Annotated in this window: 13 protein-coding genes; 7 read left to right on the forward strand and 6 right to left on the reverse strand. The window is 69.4% G+C overall.

Features of this window, described 5'->3' with window-relative positions; all coding sequences use genetic code 11:
- Together R3F55_05930 and R3F55_05935 are read right to left on the reverse strand one after the other, a co-directional pair.
- Positions 1–1029, reverse strand: a complete 1029-nt coding sequence (locus tag R3F55_05930) for an ABC transporter permease (GenBank protein MEZ5666960.1) — start codon at positions 1027–1029, stop codon at positions 1–3.
- A gap of 123 nt (positions 1030–1152) precedes the next feature.
- A complete protein-coding gene (locus R3F55_05935) occupies positions 1153–2154 on the reverse strand; it encodes a sugar ABC transporter substrate-binding protein (GenBank protein ID MEZ5666961.1) in 1002 nt (333 codons plus the stop codon).
- Positions 2155–2479: 325 nt separating this feature from the next.
- Between R3F55_05935 and R3F55_05940 the strand changes: the two genes are divergently transcribed.
- The 4 genes from R3F55_05940 to R3F55_05955 all read left to right on the forward strand — a co-directional run bounded on the left by R3F55_05940 (position 2480) and on the right by R3F55_05955 (position 6548).
- Entirely contained in the window at positions 2480–3505 is a 1026-nt protein-coding gene (locus R3F55_05940) for a LacI family DNA-binding transcriptional regulator (protein MEZ5666962.1), read from the forward strand.
- Between the two features lie 142 nt (positions 3506–3647).
- A complete protein-coding gene (locus R3F55_05945) occupies positions 3648–3866 on the forward strand; it encodes a hypothetical protein (GenBank protein ID MEZ5666963.1) in 219 nt (72 codons plus the stop codon).
- A 46-nt stretch (positions 3867–3912) separates the two neighbouring features.
- Complete coding sequence (gene recQ / locus R3F55_05950; protein MEZ5666964.1) at positions 3913–5775, forward strand: DNA helicase RecQ; 1863 nt, start codon at positions 3913–3915, stop codon at positions 5773–5775.
- A 77-nt stretch (positions 5776–5852) separates the two neighbouring features.
- Positions 5853–6548 carry a RibD family protein gene (locus tag R3F55_05955; protein ID MEZ5666965.1) on the forward strand — a complete coding sequence of 232 codons (696 nt, stop codon included), beginning with the start codon at positions 5853–5855 and terminating at the stop codon, positions 6546–6548.
- Positions 6549–6564: 16 nt separating this feature from the next.
- Here the strand turns inward: R3F55_05955 and R3F55_05960 are convergent, their stop codons facing one another.
- From R3F55_05960 to R3F55_05975, 4 genes are all read right to left on the reverse strand, one after another.
- Positions 6565–7689, reverse strand: a complete 1125-nt coding sequence (locus R3F55_05960) for an ABC transporter ATP-binding protein (GenBank protein ID MEZ5666966.1) — start codon at positions 7687–7689, stop codon at positions 6565–6567.
- On the reverse strand, positions 7686–8756 hold the full coding sequence (locus tag R3F55_05965) for a carbohydrate ABC transporter permease (GenBank protein MEZ5666967.1): 1071 nt from the start codon (positions 8754–8756) through the stop codon (positions 7686–7688). Before R3F55_05965 ends, R3F55_05960 begins: the two co-directional genes overlap by 4 nt.
- Positions 8753–9850 (reverse strand): sugar ABC transporter permease, encoded by a 1098-nt coding sequence (locus R3F55_05970; protein MEZ5666968.1) that lies wholly within the window; start codon positions 9848–9850, stop codon positions 8753–8755. Before R3F55_05970 ends, R3F55_05965 begins: the two co-directional genes overlap by 4 nt.
- 93 nt (positions 9851–9943) lie before the next feature.
- A complete protein-coding gene (locus R3F55_05975) occupies positions 9944–11437 on the reverse strand; it encodes an extracellular solute-binding protein (protein MEZ5666969.1) in 1494 nt (497 codons plus the stop codon).
- A 382-nt stretch (positions 11438–11819) separates the two neighbouring features.
- Here R3F55_05975 and R3F55_05980 point away from each other — a divergent pair, with 382 nt between their 5' ends.
- From R3F55_05980 to R3F55_05990, 3 genes are all read left to right on the forward strand, one after another.
- Positions 11820–12929 (forward strand): sugar ABC transporter substrate-binding protein, encoded by a 1110-nt coding sequence (locus tag R3F55_05980; GenBank protein MEZ5666970.1) that lies wholly within the window; start codon positions 11820–11822, stop codon positions 12927–12929.
- 155 nt (positions 12930–13084) lie between these two features.
- Positions 13085–14086, forward strand: a complete 1002-nt coding sequence (locus R3F55_05985) for an ABC transporter permease (GenBank protein MEZ5666971.1) — start codon at positions 13085–13087, stop codon at positions 14084–14086.
- Positions 14083–14440: ATP-binding cassette domain-containing protein (locus R3F55_05990; GenBank protein ID MEZ5666972.1), on the forward strand; the 358-nt coding region annotated here is incomplete at its 3' end. The genes R3F55_05985 and R3F55_05990, both read left to right, overlap by 4 nt.

Consider the following 14440-nt stretch of genomic DNA (forward strand, 5'->3'; position numbering starts at 1 on the left):
CTACCGCGCCAGGATGCGCTGCCGCGCGGCGTCGATGACGGCGGCCAGCAGGATCACCGCGCCCTTGACGCCGACCGCGAAGTCGTGGCCGAGCCCGATCAGGTCCAGGCTGGCGTTGATCATCGACAGGAACAGCACGCCGAACACGGTCCAAAGGATCTTGCCCTTGCCGCCGAACAGGCTGGTGCCGCCGATCACCGCCGCGCCGACGATGTCGAGCAGAATCCGCTTGCCGAGCACGGGTGTGCCGGTTTCCAGCCGGCCGGTGTAGAGGATCGAGGCGAGCGCGGCCAGCGTGCCGCACAGCACGAACGCCCAGATGATGACCTTGTCCACCGGTACGCCAGAGATGCGCGCCGCCTCGCGGTTGCGGCCGATCGCGTACAGCCACTGGCCGAAGCGGGTGCGGCTGAGCAGCAGATGGGCGGCGACGGCGACGACCAGGGCGACCCACAGCGCGTTCGGGATGCCGCCGACGTCGCCGCCGCCGATGGCGATGAAGGCGGCCGGCAGGTTGGCGATGCTGCTGGTCTCGGTGTGGGCGGTCGTGTACCACAGCGCCGCGCCGGCGAAGAACATCATCGTGGTCAGCGTGACGATGAACGAGGGCATGTGCAGCCTGGTGCTGCACACGCCGTTGAACAGACCGACCAGCGCGCCGATCGCCAGGAAGGCGACGATGCCGACCGGCACGGCGAGGGCCGAGCCGCCGAGATAGCCGCCGTCGCCGGTCATGATCGAGGCGCCGACCACGCTGGTGGTCGCGATCACTGCCGTCACCGACAGGTCGATGCCGGCGATGATCAGCACGATGGTCTGCCCGATCGCCACCACCAGCAGCGGCAGCATGGCAGAGAGGATGTTCGCCGCCGTGTTCGCGGTGGCCATTTCCGGCACGAACGGCCAGATGGCGAAGAAGTACAGGACGCTCACATAGAGCACCAGGTACTCCGACATCAGTACGTGTCGGGTCAGGAAACGCCGCAGCGCACCGCTGCCGCCGGCCGGATCGACGGCGGCGACGCTCATCGCGGCAGCAACGCCGCGGCCGACCGCCGGGGCGGCCGGCCGGGCGCCGTGCGGGTCACCGGGTCAGCGGACATGGCAAGCGGCCCGAGGCGGCGCGCGGACGGGGCCGCGCGCCGGGTCCGGTCAGCCGTTTTCCTTCTGCCAGACGACGTAGCCCCACATCTCGTCGCGGACCTCCTCGAGGTTGCCCGCGGTGATGACGAAGCCCGGGTCGAGCAGCAGCTTTTCGGGTTGCCCGCCGCCCCACATCTCTTCGAACGCGCCGAACGCCATGTCCACTTCGAGGAACAGGTTCTGCACGCCGTCGGCGTCGAGATAGCCGTCGACCAGCAGCTGATAGGCGGTGGCGTCGCCGTCGAAGGCGCCGAAGATGACGTGGCCGTCCTCGCCGCGCTTGTGCCACTTGCCGGCGACGCGCAGCACCTGCTGGATCTGCGGGTGCAGGAAGTCGGACGAGGTGAACAGGAAGTTGATGTCGGGGTTGGCCTGGAACGCGTTGGTCAGGCCGGCGAAGGCCTTGTCGGCGTTCCATTCGGTCGCGATGCGGGCGACCACCTCGATGATGTCGGTGTTCTGGTCGACGATGTCGAAGAAGCCGTCGCGCCGCTGGATCGCGTTCACGTCGCCCAGGTCGCCGATCAGGATCGCGGCCTTGTAGCTGCCGCCGATCCGCCGCGCCTCGTCGACCATGAACTGCACGGTGTCCTGGGTGATCTTGCGGTTGTCGGCCTGGATCGCGACCGAATAATACTCGTTCTCCGCCGGCGGCCGGTTGAAATGGACCATCGGGATGCCGGCCTCGTTGGCGGCGCGGATGGCGGGTATGACCGCATTCGCATCGGTCTGGATGATCAGGATGCCGTCGACCTGGCGTTCGATCATGGCCTTGACCTGCTCGAACTGCTTGTTGTCGTCGAAGTCGGAGATCGCCTCCAGCGTGGTCCAGCCCGCCGCGGCGGCCTTCTCGCGCATGATCTCGATGCCGCTGACCCAGAAGGGCGACACCAGGCTGTCGAACAGCAGGGCGACGGTCTTGCCGCCCTGGGCACGCACGAACATCGGCATGCCGGCCACGCCCAGCGACATCAGCGTGCCCACGGTAAACGAACGCCGAGTAAGCGACATCGAGACTTCCTCCCACTGTTGCACCCGGCGGCAGGGGTCTTGCGGGACCGGGGCCGGGCCGTCTTGTTGGCGGTCATCCTGGATCGCAGACGCCCGACCGGCCCGCGCCCGGCCCCGGTCGGGGCGACGGGCCTGCCGCGTCGCACGGTGCGCCACAAATGGCCACTTGGTAACGTTACCAGCTTGGCTGAGGAGGCCTTCGCGAGTCAAGACGCGATGTGATGTCAGGACAACCGGCGGTAACCCACGCCGTGCGATGCTCTCGCGCGGCCCCGCGGTGCCGCGCCGATTGTCAAAATCCATCGAAATGGTAACGTTACCAGAAATGAAGAACGGCAAACCGACGATCAAGGATGTCGCCCGGCTGGCCGGCGTGTCGCCGATGACCGCGTCGCGGGTGGCGAACGGCCAGGGCAACGTCCGTGCGGAGAAACGCGAGGCGGTGCTGCGCGCGATGCGCACGTTGGACTATGCGCCGCATGCCGCCGCCCAGTCGATGCGCACCCAGCGCACCCGGCGCATCGGCTTCATGCTGCCGGACATTACCAACATGACCAATGCGGTGGTCTCGCTGGCGGTCGAGCGGCACCTGGCGCGGGACCGCTATCACCTGATGCTGTTCAACACCGACTTCCAGACCGCGATCGAGCGCGACGTGCTGGCCATGGGCAACCACAAGATGTTCGACGGGCTGATCGCGGCGCTGGCCGACGATACCGACCCGTCGGTGGCCGCCGCCCTGGCGGCGTCGCCGATCCCGGTGGTGCTGATCGACCGCCAGTGCGGCGTGGCGGTGGACTGCGTCTACAGCGACCATCACGGCGCGATGCGCACCATCGTCCAGCAGCTGGCCCATCTCGGCCATCGCCGCATCGCGCTGATCGCGCCGTCGCGCGCGATCTGGCCCGGTCGGGCGCGGGTCGAGGCCTTCGTCGAGGCGATGGCGGGCTGCGATCTGCCGGTCGACCGGGCGTTGATCTGGGCCGAGGACCAGTCGATCGCGTTCGGCCGCCAGGTCACGCTGGCGATGATGGCGTCGGCCGACCCGCCGACGGCGCTGATCGCCGGCGCCAACCAGCTGACCCTGGGCGCCTACCAGGCGCTGCGCGACAGCGGCATCGCGATTCCCGGCGACGTGTCGTTCGTCGGCGCCGACGACCCCTATCTGGCATCGCTGATGTCGCCGCCGGTGACGGTGATCTATCGCGACATGGAGCTGGTCGGCCGGCATGCCGCGGACCTGCTGCTGCGGCGCCTGCGCGGCGAGGCGGGCCCGTCGCCGCGCAGCGTTACCGTGCCGTCGGAGATCGCGCTGCGCGATTCCACCGGCCCGGCGCGGCGCCGCCGATGAACTTGCCGCAAGCTCGGCGGGCGCGGCTTGCGGGCGGCGCGGCCGGCCTTATTCTAGGACCTTGAATCAGCCGCGGCGGATGCTGCCGCGCCGGCCGTGCGCCGGGCGGGCATGCGTGGCGCGTGCAGCAGTGGAGGGAGTCGTGAAGGCAAGGTTCTCGCTCGGCGCCGTCGGTGCCGGCGCATTGGCCGCCCACGCGGCCGCGCACGGTGCCTCCGACCCGAGGGGTGGCTGCGACGACCCGTTCCGCACCGCCACGCATATCGACCGGACCCACGCCTTCGCGCCGCTGCCCGAGCAGGACGATCCGCCGCGCCGCGACGTGCGCGGGGTGTTGCGGCCGACCCCGCCGTCGCAGTGACGCGTCCGGCCCGACGTTCGGCTGTCGCATGCGGGAGCGGACGGCGATGAGCCGGCCGGTCCCGCGGGCGCGGCCCGACGACGCCAAGTTCCAGGTGCTGAAGGCGGTGTTCGGCTTCGACGCGTTCCGGCCGGGCCAGGAGCCGGTGGTCGATGCGCTGCTCGACGGCCGCGACGTGCTGGCGGTGATGCCGACCGGAGCCGGCAAGTCGCTGTGCTTCCAGTTGCCGGCGCTGGTGCGCGGCGGGCTCGCCATCGTGGTCTCGCCGCTGGTCGCGCTGATGCAGGACCAGGTCGCCGCGCTGAAACTGGCCGGCGTCGCCGCCGACGCGATCAACTCGTCGCGCGATCGCGCCGACAACGTCGCCGCCTGGCGGCGCGCGGCGGCGGGCGAGACCCGGCTGCTGTACATGGCGCCGGAGCGGCTGATGACGGAGCGCATGCTGGCGGCGCTGCAGCGGTTGCCGGTCGGACTGATCGCGGTCGACGAGGCGCATTGCATCTCGCAGTGGGGGCCGGCATTCCGGCCGGAATACGAAGCGCTGGGCGAGCTGCGCGGGCGTTTTCCCGGCGTGCCGATCGCCGCGCTGACCGCCACCGCCGACGCGGTCACCCGCGAGGACATCGCCGACAAGCTGTTCGGCGGGCGGGTGGAGGCGCATGTGCTGGGCTTCGACCGGCCCAACCTGCGGCTGGCGGTGTCGGCCAAGCGCGACTGGAAGCGCCAGCTGCTCGGCTTCGTGCGTGCGCAGGACGGCGCCAGCGGCATCGTCTATTGCCTGTCGCGGCGCAAGACCGAGGAGACCGCCGCGTTCCTCGCCGACAACGGCATCCGTGCGCTGCCCTATCACGCCGGCATGGAAAAGTCGGCGCGCGAGGCCAACCAGAACGCGTTCATGACCGAGCGCGGGCTGGTCGTCGTCGCCACCATCGCCTTCGGCATGGGCGTCGACAAGCCGGACGTCCGCTTCGTCTGCCACACCGACCTGCCCGGCAGCGTCGAGGCCTATTACCAGGAGATCGGACGGGCCGGCCGCGACGGCGCGCCGGCCGAGGTGCTGATGCTCTATGGCCTGGACGATATCCGCATGCGTCGGATGTTCATCGACCGCGAGGACTCGTCCGACGCCCGCAAGCGGCGCGAGCACAAGCGGCTGGACGCGCTGGTCGCCTATTGCGAATCCCCGGCCTGCCGGCGGGTGGTGCTGCTCGACTATTTCGGCGAGGCGGCGACCGCCTGCGGCAACTGCGACATCTGCCTGGATCCGGTGGAGATGGTCGACGGCACGGCCGAGGCCGAGAAGGCGCTGTCGGCGGTGCAGCGCAGCGGCCAGCGGTTCGGCGCCGCCCACATCGTCGACATCCTGCGCGGCACCGCCACCGACAAGGCGGTCGCCGCCGGCCATGACCGGCTGCCGGCGTTCGGCAGCGGCGCCGGTCGCAGCAAGGCCGACTGGCACACGCTGGTCCGCCAGCTGGTCGCGGCCGGTTTCCTGCGCATCGACGTCCAGGGCTTCGGCGGCCTGGCGCTGACGCCGCAAGGCGCGGCGCTGCTGCGCGGCGAGGCGACGTTCCGCTATCGCCCGGACACCATGCGCGGCGGCGAAAAGGGCCGAACGCCGCGCGGCCGGCCGGCGGTCGCCGACGCCTTGTCGGGCGCCGATACGGCGCTGCTCGACCGGCTGAAGGCGCTGCGGCTGGAGCTGGCGCGGGCCCGCGGCGTGCCGGCCTATGTGATCTTCGCCGACCGCTCGCTTGCCGACATGGCCGCGCGGCGGCCGCGGACCGAGGCGGAGTTCGCCGCGGTCCACGGCGTCGGCGCCGCCAAGCTGCGCGAGTTCGCCGGCCCCTTTCTTGCAGCGATCGCCGCGGCGGCGGATGGCGGCGAGGACGGCGGCACGCCGCCCTGACCGCCGCAGATTCGCCGCAATTCTGCAGCCTCACCATGGGACCCATGCCGCCGCATCCGGCGCCGACGGAAACCACGATGCCGTACCCGGCCGAAAGCTCAATCGCCCTGATCGCCGGCGCGCCGGCCGAACGGCCGTTCGTCGTCGGCCAGATCGGCCAGTCGCTGGACGGCCGCATCGCCACCGCCACCGGCCAGTCGCACTACATCAACGGCCCGGCGGCGCTCGATCATCTGCACCGGTTGCGCGCCGCGGTCGATGCCGTCGTGGTCGGGGTCAGCACGATCCTGCACGACGACCCGCAGCTGACCGTGCGCCGCTGCAACGGCCGGCAGCCGCAGCGCGTGGTGATCGACCCGCGCGGGCGGATGCCGCAGGGCGCGCGCTGCCTGCACGACGGCGGGCCGGCGCCGATCCGGGTCACCGCCCCGGAGCGCGCCGGCGACGCCAACGCGCTCGGCCTGCCGGCCGACCCGGTGACCGGCCTGATCGCGCCGGCGGCGGTGGTGGAGGCGCTGTTCGCGCGGGGCTATCGGCGGCTGCTGGTGGAGGGCGGGGCGACCACGCTGTCGGCCTTCGTCGCCGCGCATGCGGTCGACCGGCTGCACATCCTGCTGGCGCCGATTCTGATCGGCTCGGGCATGCCCGGGCTGACCCTGCCGCCGATCGACGGGCTGACCGAGGCGCTGCGGCCCGCGATCGACGTGGTCTCGCTCGACGGCGGCGACATCCTGTTCGACTGCGCGCTGGCCAGCCGCTGGGCGCAGGCCTGACCGCAGCGGGGGCGGTTCAGGCGGCGGGCGCGGCCAGGGTCGCCTGCAGGCGTTCGCCCGAATCGGCGTCGAACAGGAAGCAGTGGTCCATGTTCAGCCCGATGCCGACGTCGCTGTCGAAGCCGACCTCGAACTCCTTCGGCATCTTGATCGCCAGGTGGTCCTCGCCCAGCGCCACCGTGACCAGGGTGACGTCGCCGGTCAGCTCGGCGGCATAGACCCGGGCGGCGAAGGTCCCCTCTGCGGCGGAAACCACCACCGCGTCCTCGGGCCGGAAGCCGAGCACGGCCTGGCCGGCCCAGCTGCCGTGCACCGGCAGGTCGATGCCGGGCGCGGTGAAGCGGCCGTCGCCGACCCGGCCGCGGACGAAGTTCATCGGCGGCGAACCCATGAAGCCGGCGACGAACATGTTGGCGGGGTTGTTGTAGACCTCGCGCGGCGTGCCCAGCTGCTGCAGCACGCCGTGGTTCATGATCGCCACCCGGTGGGCCAGCGTCATCGCCTCGATCTGGTCGTGGGTGACGTAGATCGTGGTGGTGCCGAGCTCGTGCTGCATGTGCTTCAGCTCCGCACGCATGAAGCCGCGCAGCTTGGCGTCCAGGTTCGACAGCGGCTCGTCCATCAGGAAGATCGACGGCCGGCGCACGATGGCGCGGGCCAGCGCGACGCGCTGGCGCTGGCCGCCGGACAGCTGGCGCGGATAGCGGTCGAGCAGGGTCTCCATGTGCACCTGCGCCGCCGCATCGCGCACCGCGGCGTCGCGCGCCGCCCTGTCGATGCCGCGCACCTTCAGCGGGAAGCCGATGTTCTCCGCCACCGTCTTGTGCGGGTACAGCGCATAGGACTGGAACACCATCGCGATGTCGCGGTACTTCGGCAACATCTCGGTGACGTCGGCGTCGCCGATGTGGATGCTGCCGGAGTTGGCCTGCTCCAGCCCCGCGATCATGCGCAGCGCCGTGGTCTTGCCGCAGCCGGACGGCCCCAGCAGCACCAGGAACTCGCCGGGCTCGACCGCGATGTTCAGGTCCTTGACCACGTGGACGGAGCCGAACCACTTGTTCAGACCGTCGATCGCCAGGCGCTTGGCGTGCCGGCTGCGGCTCTCGGTTCCGGGCGCCATCGCCTCCGCTACACTCATCCTTTGACCGCCCCCAGCAATACGCCCTTGGAAATGAAGCGCTGCAGCACAAGCGCCAGCAGCACCACCGGGATGATCATCACGATGATCACCACCGACATCGACCACCACAGGATGCCCTTCTCGCCGGCATTCATCGCCGCGACCAGGATCGGCATGGTCTGGGCGTGGGTGGTGGAGAGGAAGACGGCGAGCAGATACTCGTTCCAGGCCAGGATCAGCACCAGCAGTGCCGTTGCCGCCAGGCCCGGCCGCGACAGCGGCAGCACCACCTCCCAGAACGTGCGCACGCGCGACGCGCCGTCGAGCTGCGCGCTCTCCTCCAGGTCGATCGGGATCGAGTTGAAGAAGTCGTACATCAGCCAGACCACGATCGGCAGGTTGATGACGCAATAGGCCAGGATCAGCGCGATGTGGTTGTCGATCAGGCCGAGTTCCTTGAACATCAGGTAGATCGGCACGATCACCACGATCGGGGCCAGGATGCGCTGCGAGATGATCCAGAACAGGATGTCGCCGTTGGAGAGCCGGCGCCTGAAGTGGCGGCCGACCGCCTTCAGCAGGAAGAAGAACAGCGCCATCGCGATGGCGAACGCCACCCACCAGTCGAGCAGCGCGTAGTCGGCGACGACGACCGCGGCGGCGGTCAGCAGCACGAACAGCACGATGCTGCCGAACTTCGGCTTGTACTCGATGCGCGCCAGCGCATAGGCCGCCATCGAGCCGACGATGACAGAGAGCACGGTCGAGGCCGGCGCGATCACCAGCGAGTTGACGTAGGCGCCGATGGTGTCCTTCCAGTCGGTGACCAGCAGATCGGTCCAGGCGTGCAGGCTGGGCTGGAAGTCGACGAACGGCAGGAAGAACGGGCCGTTGATGTAGTCGGTCCGGGTCTTGAACGACGTGATCACCAGCCAGTAGATCGGGAACAGGACGAAGATCGTCCAGCCGATCAGCAGCGTATAGACGATGATCCGGCTGCCGGGCGCCGCCCGGCCGATCGCCGGCGGCTCGAACAGGCGCTGCCACAGGCTGCGCCCGCCGCCGTTCTGGTGCGTGTCGCTCATGCCGCCTTCCTGACGTGCCGCAGCACGACGAGATTGAAGAACGAGACGCAGACCACCACGGTGATGAACAGCAGCAGATAGGCCACCGCCGCCGACTCGTTCAGGTCCGGCGACCACCACAGCATCAATGCGGTCAGCGTCATCGATTCGGTCGCCGTGCCGGGGCCGCCGGAGGTCATGATCCGCGGCAGGTCGACGATCTTGAAGGCCTCGATCATGCGGATCAGCAGCACCGTCGCCGCCACCGGCATGACCTGCGGCCAGGTGATCTCGCGGAAGATCTGCCAACGGCTGGCGCCGTCGACCTCACCGGCCTCGACGAAGTCGCGCGGCACGTTCTCCAGCGCGGCGAGCATGACCACGAAGATGAACGGGATCCACTGCCAGCTGTCGCCGATGATGATGAAGGCGCGTGCCGCCCACGGGTCGCTCGACCAGGCGAACTCGCCCAGCCCGACCCACTGCCACAGCGGCGCCAGCGGTCCCAGGTTGGTGTCCGCCATCATGCGGAAGGCATAGCCGACGCCGATCGGCGTGATCATCAGCGGGATGAAGAAGACCACGCGGAAGAAGGTGCGGCCCTTGATCTGCTGCGCACACAGGAAGGCGAGGCCGAGCCCGATGACGAACTGCACGCCGCAGCCCACGAAGACGTAGAACAGCGTCATGCCGATCGAGCCGAACTGGTAGCCGCTCAGCGTGCTGGCGGAAAACAGCAGGACGATGCCGAACAGCGCCGCGGCGGTGATCAGCCGCCCGACGAAGCCGATCACGCTGAATTCGGCGCGGATATAGCGGGCCATCCACCACAGGATCAGGGCGGCGGACGCCACGATGGCGATCCAGCCGAGGATGCTGATCTCGCCGAACCGGCCGACCACGGTGTCCTGGCCGGAGCCGAACAGCTGGCGCCCGAAATTGTCCAGCCAGACCATGCGGCGGTTCTCGAAGCTGAACAGGCGGAACCGCGTCAGCGCGATCACCAGCGAGGCGACCAGCGGGAAGATCGAGAACACCAGGATCAGCAGCACCGCCGGGCCGATGAACAGCGAGCGCGACTGCGTGTCCAGCCACTCGCTCAGCCTGACGGCCAACGTCCGGGTGGGTAAGGATTCGGCCGGGACCATGGGCCCCGGCCGATCGATCATGGCTTGCGCCACGGTGGATTATCCTCGTTCGGCGGTCGGTCAGTTGGTGATGCCGAGCGAGGCCTTGTACATCTCGAGCTGGTCGTCGCGGCCGAGGTCCTCGGTCACTTCTTCCCAGGCCGCCTGGATGTTGGCCACCGCCTCTTCGGCCGTGATCTCGTCGGCCAGGAAGCGGGCCAGCTCGCGGTCGAGGATGACGCCGGTGTATTCCTGCGCACCCGGGATGCGGATGTCAGAGGCCATGTTCGGGTGGTTCAGGCTGGTGGAGATGGCACCGAGATAGTTCTCGGCCGCCGCCTGGCTGAAGCCCGCGTCGAGCCACGGCTGCAGGTTCTCGAACTGCGAGTTGCGGTACGGGTTGTAGCCGGTCCAGCCCTGGGTGACGTCGTAGTTCGACTGCGCGGCCTGGTTCATGTACGACAGGAAGTCGTAGGCCGCCTGCTTCACGTCGTCGTCGGCCGCCGCGTTGATGGCGCCCGACCAGCCGCCGAACGCCGCGAACGGGGCGAAGTTGATGCCGTCGGTGGCGTAGGGGCAGATCTCCGGCGTGCAGTCGACCAGGGCGCCGGTGGCGCGATCCAGCACGCGGCTGGTGCCCGGCATGATCACCGCGCCCACCTTGTCGCGGATCGGCGCGCCGGCCTCTTCCAGCGAGAGCGGGCCGATGTCGCCCCAGTCGATCATCAGCGCGCAGCGGCCGCCCTGGACCAGGGCGCGGGTGTCGCCGATATCCTGGTTCAGCTCGTCCGGCGGGCCGTACTCGCCGGTCGCCTTGTAGATGCGGAACGCCTCGGCCCATGCCTCGTTGTCGATGATCGGGGTCATGGTCTCGGTGTCGAAGTAGATGCCCTGGCCGGTGCCCTGGGTCTGGACGAAGGCGGCCGCGATCGACTGCACGGCGAAGTAGGACTGGGCGCTGCGCTTCTTGAAGATGCACGAGCCGTAGTCGGCCTCGCCGTCGCCGTTCAGGTCCTTGCCGTCGGCCGCCGCGGCGATCGCCATGTACTCGTCCCAGGTCCGGGGCGGATCCATGCCCAGATCGGCGAGCACGTCGGTGCGGTAGTACAGCATCTGGAAGTCGCCATCGATGGTCAGCATGTAGGTGCTGCCGCCGACCTTCTGGTTGTACTCGCGGAAGTAGGGCGCGATGTCCATGACATCGATCTTGTCGTCCGCCGCGATGTAGTCGTCCAGGTTCTCGATCAGGCCGAGCGAGGCCAGCTCGACGCCCCAGGCCGAGCTGAACACGCCGACGTCGATGGAGTTGGTGCCGGTCGACCAGTCGGTCAGCATCTTCTGGAACAGTTCGGCGAACGGCACCTCGGCGACCCGGATCTCGGCGCCGGTCATTTCCTGGAACTCGACGCCGCGCTCGGCCAGGCGGCCCGCGATCACCGGACCCGGCCGGGTCAGGATGTTGACGACGATGCCTTCATAGGGCTTGTCCTGGGCCAGGGCCGCGCCGGCCGCGACGATCAGGCCGACCGCCGTGGCGCCTCCCAGCACGCGCCGCGTCAGGTACGATTTCCGCATTCCGTCTCCTCCTCCACGCTATTCCGGCCCGGTTCGATCACAGCCGGACACTCTCTTGTATGAGGTCATTCCCGACCGTCAGGGACCGGCAGACCGCAATCGCGGCCCGGCACCCGACGGCCGGCATGACGCTAACTGTCCGGTTACAGTCCGTCTTTGGCTTCGTGTGTCAAGGCCTTTCCCCGCCGCGCCCGCGGCGGCAGGGGCGGCGGCCGGCGTTCCCGCAGGGCGTGTCCGTGCGGCCGCGCTTGCTCCCGCCCCGCGAACGCGCGAGGATGCCGGGCGCCGGTCCCTGAGCCGCCTTGCATGGCGGCGCCGATACGCGTATATAACTAACCGGTTACTGCATAAGCAGAGCTGCATCCTGGGGAGGAAGCAACAGATGTCCGACATCGTCAGCCAGATTCGTGCGCAGTATCAGAGCCGGCGGCTCAGCCGCCGCCGCCTGCTCCAAGGGGCAGCGGCAACCTCCGGCGCGTTCGCCCTGGGCGGCATCGCGCCGCGCCGGCTGCGCGCCCAGGCCAAGCCGACGGTGGTGAACTCCATCCGCTCGCTGTCGAACCCCTATCACGCCACCTGGAACCAGGGCGGCGAGGCGTTCGCGGCCTGGGCCGGCGCGGAGTACGTCACTCTGGTCACCGAGGGCGACAGCGAGAAGGGCGTGGCCGACATCCGGGCGATGATCGCGCGCACCGAGGGCAACATGGTGCTGAACGTCGATCCGAACGAAAGCTCGGACGCGCGCCCGATCGTCGAGGCCTGCACCGAGGCCGGCGTCTACTGCGTCACCCAGTGGAACAAGCCCGACGACCTGCATCCGTGGGACTTCAACCCGAACTACGTCTCGCACATCTCGTTCAGCGGCGTGCCGGCCGGCAAGGCGATGGCGGAATCGCTGATCAAGCAGATGGGCGGGTCCGGCGGAATCGTCGCGCTGGGCGGCATCCTGTCGAACGTGCCGGCGATCGAGCGCAAGGCCGGTCTCGACCAGGCGCTGGCGGAGAATCCGGACGTCGAACTGCTCGACTTCCAGACCGCCAACTGGGACCCGAACAAGGCGCTGGAGATCACCAGCGCGTGGCTGACCCGCTTCGGCGACGACATCAAGGGCATCTGGGCGGCCAACGACGGCATGGGCCTGGCGGCGCTGGAGGCGCTGCGCTCCGAGGGTCTGGCCGGGCAGGTCCCGGTCTGCGGCATCGACGGCATCCAGCTGGCGGTCGAGGCGGTGCTGGCCGGCGAATTCTCCGGCACCGTGGCCTGGGACCCGTTCTGGCAGGGCAGCATCGGCCTGTCGATCGGCTACCACGCCAAGCTCGGCACCTTCGACCCGGCGGCCGAGCCGCAGGAGCACCGCGAGTTCTACGGCACCGGCATCGTGGTGACCGCGGAAAACGCGCAGGAGTTCTACGACAACAACGTGCTGGCCTCGCCCTCGATCGATTTCGAGGACATCTGGGGCCGGGTCAGCGGCCAGATCCAGTACAACTGACCGCCTGAATCCGCACGCGACGACGCGGGCCCGGCCGGCCGCCAGCAACGGGCGGCGGCCGGCGGGCGCCCGCGCCGCAAACGACGGCTGACAATGGCAGGACATCCGCACCAGGCTGCAGCGAGGCGGCCGGACGCCCGACCGGGCGTCCGGCGATGAGCGCGACGGCCGCGGCCGGCGACGAAGACGCCGGCGAGCGCTGGCGCCGGCTGCGCCGCCGGATCGGCCCGTGGGCGCCGGTCATCGTGCTGGTGCTGCTGTGCCTGCTGATCGGACTGGCCAACGACAGGTTCTTCTCGTTCGGCAATCTCTCGCGCATCGCCGATGCCGCCTCGATCCCGCTGGTGCTGGGGCTGGGCGTCACCTTCATCATCGTGATGGGGTCGATCGACCTGTCGGTCGAGGGCGTGCTCGCCTTCTCGGCGGTGATCGTCAGCCTGCTGGTGCTGAACGGCGCCAACGGCAACGACTTCGGCCTGCTCGGCGTGCTGGCCGTGCTGGGCATCGGCGCGGCGATGGGTTTCGTCAACGGCGTGATCCACGTCGGCCTGCGCATCCCCTCGTTCATGGCCACGCTGGGCATGTGGTTCGTCGGCGTCGGCATGGGCAACGCCATCCTGGGCGGCATCCAGGTGCGGGTGAACGACGAGATGATCCGGGCGCTGTCGCTGGAGCGGCTGTTCGGCTTCAAGTACCAGGTGTGGGTGGCGCTGCTGGCGCTGGGCATCGCCTATGTGATTCAGCGCTACACCCGGCTGGGCCGCTACATCTTCGCCATCGGCGGCGGCGAGGACCTGGCCGAGCTGACCGGCATCAAGGTGCGCGCGGTGCGCGTGATCACCTTCACCATCGCCGGCGTGTTCTACGGCCTGGGCGGGGTGATGGCGGTGGCGCAGCAGGGCTCGGCCTTCGCGCTGATCGGCAACGACCGTCTGTTCACCACCGTCACCGCGGTGGTGGTCGGCGGCACCGCGCTGATGGGCGGCTCCGGCGGCGTGCTCAACACGCTGGTCGGCGCCCTGATCGTGGTGGTGCTGGCCAACGGCATGGTGCTGATGGGCATCTCGCCCTACGTCCAGCAGATCGTGCAGGGCGGGCTGATCGTCGTAGCGGTGGCGCTGTCGGTCGACCGGATCCGGGCGAGGATCGTGAAATGACCGCCGCCGCCGACATGCCGGTGCTGGCGCTGCGCAACGTGGTCAAGTCGTTCCCCGGCGTGCAGGCGCTGAAGGACGTCACCATCGAGGTGAGGCCGGGCGAGGTGGTCGGCCTGATCGGCGAGAACGGTGCCGGCAAGTCGACGGTGATGCGCATCCTGGCCGGCGTCTACCAGCCGGATTCCGGCACGATCGAGCTGCACGGCAAGCCGGTGACGCTGAAGGGCCCGACCGATGCGGCCCGCCATGGCATCGGGATGGTGTTCCAGGAGCAGTCGCTGCTGCCGAACCTGACCGTCGGCCAGAACATCTATCTCGGCGCCGAGCGCCGCTTCGCCACCGCCGGCATCATCC

This window comes from Alphaproteobacteria bacterium, assembly GCA_041396705.1.
GTDB lineage: Bacteria > Pseudomonadota > Alphaproteobacteria > CALKHQ01 > CALKHQ01 > CALKHQ01.